General features: G+C 59.7%; 6 protein-coding genes. 3 read left to right on the forward strand and 3 right to left on the reverse strand.

Going from position 1 to position 7965, the window contains the following annotated elements; translation table 11 throughout:
- Positions 1 to 173: 173 nt before the first annotated feature.
- The 3 genes from H5U08_RS06055 (at position 174) to H5U08_RS06065 (ending at position 2812) form a co-directional block, all read left to right on the forward strand.
- Entirely contained in the window at positions 174 to 572 is a 399-nt protein-coding gene (locus H5U08_RS06055) for a hypothetical protein (protein ID WP_297031267.1), read from the forward strand.
- Positions 573 to 1100: 528 nt separating this feature from the next.
- Positions 1101 to 2177 carry a DUF1559 domain-containing protein gene (locus H5U08_RS06060; RefSeq protein ID WP_297031269.1) on the forward strand — a complete coding sequence of 359 codons (1077 nt, stop codon included), beginning with the start codon at positions 1101 to 1103 and terminating at the stop codon, positions 2175 to 2177.
- 143 nt (positions 2178 to 2320) lie between these two features.
- A complete protein-coding gene (locus tag H5U08_RS06065; RefSeq protein WP_297031271.1) occupies positions 2321 to 2812 on the forward strand; it encodes a hypothetical protein in 492 nt (163 codons plus the stop codon).
- A gap of 47 nt (positions 2813 to 2859) precedes the next feature.
- Here the strand turns inward: H5U08_RS06065 and H5U08_RS06070 are convergent, their stop codons facing one another.
- The 3 genes from H5U08_RS06070 to H5U08_RS06080 all read right to left on the reverse strand — a co-directional run bounded on the left by H5U08_RS06070 (position 2860) and on the right by H5U08_RS06080 (position 6897).
- Positions 2860 to 3900, reverse strand: a complete 1041-nt coding sequence (locus tag H5U08_RS06070) for a DUF933 domain-containing protein (RefSeq protein ID WP_297031273.1) — start codon at positions 3898 to 3900, stop codon at positions 2860 to 2862.
- Between the two features lie 144 nt (positions 3901 to 4044).
- Complete coding sequence (locus tag H5U08_RS06075; protein ID WP_297031274.1) at positions 4045 to 6045, reverse strand: hypothetical protein; 2001 nt, start codon at positions 6043 to 6045, stop codon at positions 4045 to 4047.
- A 120-nt stretch (positions 6046 to 6165) separates the two neighbouring features.
- The gene (locus H5U08_RS06080) at positions 6166 to 6897 is read right to left on the reverse strand and encodes an RNA polymerase sigma factor (RefSeq protein WP_297031275.1); all 732 of its coding nucleotides are present in this window, start codon (positions 6895 to 6897) and stop codon (positions 6166 to 6168) included.
- Between the last annotated feature and the right edge of the window lie 1068 nt (positions 6898 to 7965).

The raw sequence follows: 7965 nt of genomic DNA on the forward strand, positions 1-7965 counted from the left end.
GAACCCCGAGGCGGTCGCCGTTTGGGCGGCCGCTTTTGTTTTAGGAACCATGACTGCCCCAGTTTCCCATTTCCCATTTTTCGATAGCAGCCACGGTCGCTCTGGCCCTCGTTCTGGGGTGTTCCCGCGGACCGAGCCGCCCCAAAACGTATCCCGTCAGCGGCACCGTGACCATGAACGGACAACCGGTGGAGGGAGCCAGGGTGGTGTTCGTGCCGAAGGCTGTGGCAACGGGTGCCTCGAGTTCCGCGGGTGGCGCGCAGGCCCAAGGTCCTCAGGTGGCCACTGGGGAAACCGACGCCCAGGGTCGCTATGAGTTGGGAACCTTCGCCAAGGGAGATGGGGCCATTCCCGGAGAGTACCTCGTGAAGATCTTCAAGTACCCCAAATCCACGGTCCAGACAGGAACAGGTGGAAGTGAAGAGGAGTACCAGCCACCCGAGGAAAACGCGCCTCCGCCACCGGCCCCCAAGAATCTGCTCCCGGAGAAGTACGCCAACGAAAATACCTCCGGTCTGAGCTTCACGGTGGAACCAAAAGCCAACACGTTTGATATCCAACTGACGCCCTGAGGCCGTAAGGGGCGAAACAGGGGGAAGCCTGTTGGCAGGGGCAAATCATGGATAGCCTCTGCAACTAATCATGGGCAAACGGAATGTATTGCGGTAGGGGCAATTCATGAATTGCCCCTACCGTGTACTCCCGGCACAGAGGAACGCTACGACGCTTGTTCCAAACGGTCATCTACTTCCTCCCGCCCTATCCCGAAAAAACCAGCCTTTTTTCGATCCCTTCGCGGCCCCTTTACTCCAACTGCGGCTGGACTTCCGGTGTCTCATGGAGCGATAGTCCAGGCGACGGCCGTTTTCTGTGACACCTCCTACGACAATCTCACGTCTTAGACATTATCTTAGTTCTGCCGAGTCTCTTTTTCCGCGAGCAGAACCCCGGCTCCCCCCGGCTTGCTTGTTGCTTTTTCAATACGATGAACTAAAATTGAGCCGTCCGGCTTGTTGACCCGCCTGTTAGCGAGCCCGCCTGTTACAGATGGTTTCCCCGCCCAACGTTTTTCCTTCGAGCAAAGCCCCAGGAGGTGCGCGATGAAGAAGCGAGTGTCTTGCTGTAGAGGTAGGGGTTTTACCCTCGTGGAACTGCTCGTGGTGATCGCCATCATTGGCATTTTGATTGCCCTGCTTCTTCCGGCGGTGCAGGCTGCGCGTGAGGCCGCCCGCCGCTCGCAGTGCACAAACAATCTCAAACAACTGGGGCTTGCCCTTCACAACTATCACGATGTTCACAACCGATTTGTGCCTCTCAAGGCTGGGACAACCGGCGCATCACCGTGGGACGACAATAACAACGGCCAGCTTTGCGGGCTCATTCCTCTGACGCCGTTCCTCGAACAGCGGGCGTTGTGGGACGCTATCACGGCTGGCGGAACCCTTGACAACGGTACACCCACCAAACCCTTCGGCCCGGCAGCCTGGCGGACGGACTACTGGCCTTTCCGGCAGCAAGTCCCCACCCTCCTGTGCCCCTCTGACCCTGCGTATGGCAAGAAGAGTTCGGGCGAGCAGGGCTTCAACAATTATCACTTCAATGTCGGCGACCACATCAATCGCAACGCCTACGATCGGCCAAACCGCGGTCCCTTCGCCCACTTTTACTGGGCCAGTTTCTCCGACATCACTGACGGCTCCAGCAACACCTTCGGCATGATCGAGCGCAGTATCTACACCAAGACAGGGGCGATTCGCGGCGACGGGGTGGCGAATCTCGCGGGCATCGACCAAAATCCCACATTGTGCCTGGCCACCAAAGGCCAGAATGGAATGTACGCCAGCGGCTACACCCTGCACTCCGAAAAAGTGGTGGGGCGCCGCTGGGCTGATGGTCGCCCGTACTGGAATGGTGTCACGACCGTCCTGCCCCCCAATAGCCCAAGCTGCCTCGGCACCGCCAATAGCTGGGAATGGGGTATTTTCTCGCCCTCCAGCTATCACCCGGGCGGAGTCAACGCCTTGCTCATGGATGGGTCAGTTCGGTTTATCAGTGAGACAATTGACACGGGAAATCTGGCTGCCCCTCAGCCCGGGAATGGCGGTGGTCCCAGCCCCTATGGCGTCTGGGGTGCGCTCGGTTCGATGGCGGGTGGTGAACCTGTCAGCGCTCCATGACGCGTCCAGCCGAAATACTCGCAGCATAAACGCCCGATTCGTTTAACGTGATGATGGCGGTCGCTTACCCGCGCGACGGCTCGCGCCTAGGTTTTCACCGTTTGAGTTCACTTCCCCGACCACTCCACAATGAGGGACAGCAAATGAAGTACTCCCTTTTCGTCATCGGTGCATTGTTTATTTCGACGCTCTCCCTTTGCGGATGCAACAAGGCAGCCGACAATCGCCCGAAGCGGGTTCCTGTGACGGTGACGGTCACTTACCGCGGTGCTCCTATAGAGGGCGCCACCGTCACGTTTCATCCGGCAAATCCAGACGGTAAACCTGCCTTTGGACGAACCGATGCTCAGGGCCGCGCCTCTCTGACAACTTTTGATCCGGGCGACGGTGCTCTGCCGGGTGACTATCTGGTCACGGTGGTCAAAATGGAGGGAGGCGAACAAGCGACCCAACCGTCTTCAACGGAAGTCGGCGCCATGCCGGCGAATCCGGCGCAGGGAGGAGCCCCATCACTCCAGAACACTGGTCCCCGCCATCTTCTTCCAGCGAAATATGCTGATCCCAATTCCTCGGGGCTGCGCGCAACAGTCAACCCCAGCGGAGAAAACGACTTCAAGTTCGAGCTTCAGGATTGACGTTTTGCGCTTCGGGAAGTCGATGGCTGCAGCTTTCAATCCGGTTCTTACTTATCCACACTGAACCGGATGAGCAGGATGTCGTCTTCCTGGACGACGTAATCGCGGTGCTCGTGGCGGACCAGGTTGTGGGCCTTCACCTCCCGCTCCGAACCCAACCGGATGAGGTCCTGACAGGACATCACTTCGGCACGGATGAATCCCCGGGCAAGATCGGTGTGGATGGTCTCCGCCGCTTCCAGGGCGGTTCCTCCCCGGCGCATCAGCCATGCCCGCACTTCCTTCGGTCCCGCCGTTAGAAACACCTGCTGGCCTGCCACTTCCATCATCAGCCGCAGCAGGGCCCCGCGGTCCGCGCCCCCCACGTGGAGCTCGGCCTGGAATTCCACCCGCTCCTCCGGTGACATCTTGGCCAGCTCCAATTCCAGCGCCAACGGAGCCGCAAAAATCGGGATCTGTGCCGGCAGCACGTTCCGATACCGGGCAAAATCCTGTTCATCGTCGGCCGTGTTGATCACCGCCATCTGAGGCTTTTCACACAGCAGGCGGAAGGATCGGGTGTGCTTGAGCTGCTCGGGAGTCATCTCCGACTCCTTGAGCGGATTCCCGGCCTCCAGCCTCTCCTTGACCAACTGAAGCACCCGTAACTCTTCCTCAAGCTGCTCGCGTTCCGGTTTCGGATGGGGCTTTTTGAGCGAGGCTTCCACCCGTTCGATGCGGCCGGTCACGATCTCCAGGTCCGCCAGAATCAGATCCTCCTGAAACGATTGGAATTCAGCGGAGGGATCGTGCCCGCTGAATGCGGGCACCACGATCACCAGACACCCCACATCGCGGAGGATGGCGAGCTTCGAGGCGTTGCCTTCATGCGAGCGATTCAGCCCCGGCGTGTCGATGATTTCCAGAGCCGCCGGTGTGACTTTTTTCGCGTTGTAAATCCGCTGAAGTTCCTCGAGTCGCGAATCGGGAATGGTGGCCATGGCCGACTGGCCGGTGTGAGCCAGCGCAGGATCAGGCGTCACACCCGTCAGCCATTCGAAAAGCGTGCTCTTGCCGCATCCCTGATAGCCCACCAAACCGATCTTCATGACATGTTTTCCCGTCAAAAGTCACATGGGGAGGACCGAGATCCAGCAACCGCCGCGGCGACGACCCAACAAGGGGAAGAATACCGCCTCTGGGAAAGCAGGCGGGTTCTGGCGGAGTTAACTTCCAACAGCACCTTTTCCCCATTATGGCTTAGAAGGCGACGTCGGTGACAGAGGCGGGGCCGACGAGTCGCGCGACCGCGGGTCCGCACCTGGAGGTGCGTGGGGACCAGGCAGGCCAAAATCGGGACCTGAAGGAGGGCCGGATGATGGTTGCTCACCGGGAGGGCCTTGCTCAGAACCTGAAGGAGGGCCGGGCGGTGGTGGCTCGCCCGGTGCCCCAAAACCAGGACCGCCGGGGCCGAACCCTGGCCGTTCTTTCCCCGGTTCTGGTGGTCGCCCTTCTGGGCCAGGCAGGGGCTTGCGATCTCCACCCCGACCCCGAAAATGCCAGCCCATGCCCACTCCCGGATAGCGCCAGCGGAGGTAGCGGCGGGTGAGTTCACGCTGCATCTCTTCAGGCGGGAGAGAAAGCAATTCGGCACGTTCCTCCTGGGAAAGGTGTTCCTCGACGAAACGGCTCAGTTCCTGCTCGCTCACCGGGCGCCGCATATCCGCCCAAACCCGCGGCATAACGTACCGGAAGAATACTGACCCGCGAATCCATTGGGACACACGCTTGAGCTGTTCGTCGCGCGGCAATGCTTCCAACCGAGACCGTGTGGCGGGTGAAAATTTGTTAAGCAGTTCGTCCAGTTCCTGGGGGGTGATCATCGAGCTCTGATCGGGATGATCCAATTGCCACTGAAGCCACGTGATCGCCAGGAATTCTTTTCTCTGCTGGGGATCGCGCAACTGATTGAGCTTGCTGACGAGGTTCTGCCGCTCCTGAGGACTGAGCCTTTCCAGCAACTCCTCGCCCCGCTTGGACGCCGTCTCCTCAACGAACCGAAGAAGGACAAAGACGTCCTCCGGAGCCGGTCGGTCTTCCGGCCGTGAGGTCATCGATGCCTCCAGGAGCTGCCGGATTCGTTCGGGCGGGAAATTGAACAGCGTCCGGTTGATTGCGGCCGCCACCATCTCACTGCGGGTTCGCCTGATCCATGCGATCCGCTCTTCCGGCCGCAGGGCTTCCATTTCTCCACGCTGCACCGGGGTGAGGAGTGTGAACCACTGGTAATACCGCACAAGAACAGAGGCCAGCTCCGCTGCATCCGGCGCCGCCATCAGCTCTTTATGCAACTGGATCATGCGTTCCTGCTCTGTGGCCGGAAGCTTCTTGAATCGTTCGACTTTCTGCTGGAGTTCGTACTTCTCCGCATCCGTCATCGCCTCAATCTGGCGTCGAGCCTCGGCAGGATCGGAAATCATCACCAGTCGCGGCATTTCCACGGAAGGCGCACTATTCGTTACAGCTTCCCGCAATTCCGCTGGGCTCTGATCCGACTTCGGAACTCCCGGCGGGCCGGAGCCGCGCGGGGAAACAGGGGGTCCTTCCTGCGGAGCATGAGAGGCCGCGGCAACCTCTTTTTGTGGAAGCGTCGCTGCTGTCACCCCAGGAGCGCGGTTCTCACCCGCGGAGGATGACCGGTTGCTAAACTGCCGGGCAGACTCTTCCGGTTCATTACCCGGCAGGTCTTCATCCTCCGCAAACAGACCGTTTTCCTTGAGCATCCGCAGGAAGGCAACGCTTTCCACATGCCGATAAAGGTCCTGATTTTGGATGACGGCATAATGCTCGAGGAGCCACTGGTTGGGATTTGTCCAAACAGAAAAGGCGATCGTGTATCCCACCAGCACGCAGACAATCGTTCCCAAAACCCCGATCGCCGCAAAGAGCGCGAACGATTTACGCCGCGACTCCGTCTTTTCCTGAATCTCGGAAACGGCGGAACGGGCCACCATTTCGATGGTCGTGCGGGTGAAGTCCTCGTCAACGGTGGGCCGTTCCAGGACGTTCAGCCAATCCCACGTCTCGGCCAGTCGCTGCAATTCGGTACGGACCTGAGGGTCTTCGTTGATCAGGCGTTCGATGCGCGCCGCTTCCTCGGCGGAAAGTTCGCCGTCCAGATACGCGACGAGATCTTCGCGTAGCGCTTCCAGCCGCACCGTGGCATCTGAGGGATCTGGCGACGGGCGCGTCATGGGGTCTCTACTTCCCTCTCATTTGAAACCGTCCCACCGAATGTCACAGCGTCTCAACATTCTCTCTACTCAACCGCTCTGAGGAAAACCTTTGCTTTCAACTTTCTTCATTGATTTTCTTCATCGATCGGGGCTCTCCGGAGAACCCTCATTCTCCCCCGGTGGTTCCGCGATCTGTTCTCCGGATTCGGATACCACAGCGGGCGGAGCGCCCACTGATGGCGGCATCTGCCCGCTCTGGAGATACGGTTCCAGGATTTCCCGCAATTTCGCTCTCGCCCGCGATAAAAGCGATTTCACGGCCTTGGGCGACAACTTCATGGCCGCCGCGATATCCGCGTAACTCATCCCCTCGAATTTGCAAAGGAGAACCGCCATGCGTTGTCGCTCGTTGAGGGACTCCATGGCCAGACGCACCACCTCCCGCATCTCCAATTTATCCAGTCGTCTGGCGGGGATCTGGCCGCTGGGGACCTGGATGGCATCGTCGAGGGCCTCGAAATGCTGGGAGTCCCCCGGCCGAAACGGCACGGTTTGCTCGCGTCGGCGGGCTCGGCTCCGCAGGGCATTCATGGCCACATTATTGACGATGCGAAACAACCAGGTGGCGAATTTGGCGCTGGGTTCGTACGTATGCCTTGCCCGATAGACCCGAAGAAACACCTCCTGGGCCAGGTCCTCGGCCTGATCCCGGTTGCCCACCAGATGTTCCAGCACCGCGATGATGCGGGACTGGTAGCGCAGCACCAGTTCCTCGAACGCACTGGCGCTTCCATCGCGAACCTCGAGCATCAAACGCACGTCGGGGTCGCAGAGGGCTGTCTGTTGGGCAGTGGAGTCCTTTTCAGCCAAGGATCATCCTCGTGGAATCCCACCTGGGTTGATGCCGCGTGTATCATTATGTTGCCGCATCCATCAGTTTCTACACAACTCACTCTTAATGATGGCATCAACCGCGGCCAGATTCCACAACCCCGGCCGGCGACAACGGATCATACTCGCATGAATTGCACCTTTCGCAGCTTGCACACCGGTCTGGGCGGAGGCCGCAAATCTGGGGACGCTGTTTGCTATTGATCCGGGTAGCCTCGCGGGGTTGAGGCCGCTGGGCCGACGTTTTTGATCTCGCCTCACAATATTCAACGCTTGACGTGTCGAGAGGTTCTGGACGTGACCCATCCCCACTTGGGCGAGAACCTTCGGGGCACCACGGGGGCAATGCGCTGGTCGGGCAATTCATGAATTGCCCCTACGGTGTCCCGTAGCGGACGTGGGATTTGCGTTTATTGGAATTTGCGCTTATTGGAGGGACGCCTTCCACGGCGTCGGTGCAACCTCGGAGGGGCACGCTTGTCGTGCCCGAGCAGGACGCAATGGATGATCCAACGTTGCACGACGGACCTGACAAGCAGGTCCCTCCGGAAAAGGTCGGAGGGGCACGCTTGTCGTGCCCGAGCAGGGCGCAATGGATGATCCAACGTTGCACGACGGACCTGACAAGCAGGTCCCTCCGGAAAAGGTCGGAAGGGCACGCTTGTCGTGCCCGGGCAAAAGGGAATGGATGATCCAACGTTGCACAGCGGACCCGACAAGCGGGTCCCTCCGGAAGGCGGACCTGACTGGCACGTCCCTCCGCGTTGAATCTCGCTGCCACGCAAACCCAAGTGGATGTACAAGTTCTCATGGGTAGAAAGGGGGCATATGTCAGGTTCTGGACGCGCGATCCCTCTATCAGGGGAGACGCAACCGACCTTCAAATCACCGGGTTCGGAAACCTTCGCAACAGTTGCATTTCACGCACAATCGGAACAAAGTGAGGAAATGGGGAACATTGCAGGAAACAGGAGGCCCATGACGCCGCCGGTGAGCGCCCGCAATCGCCGCGGCGGCGTGTGACAAACTCGGTAGTTGGGCAGGCCG

Source organism: Thermogutta sp., from assembly GCF_014359955.1.
Lineage (GTDB): Bacteria > Planctomycetota > Planctomycetia > Pirellulales > Thermoguttaceae > Thermogutta.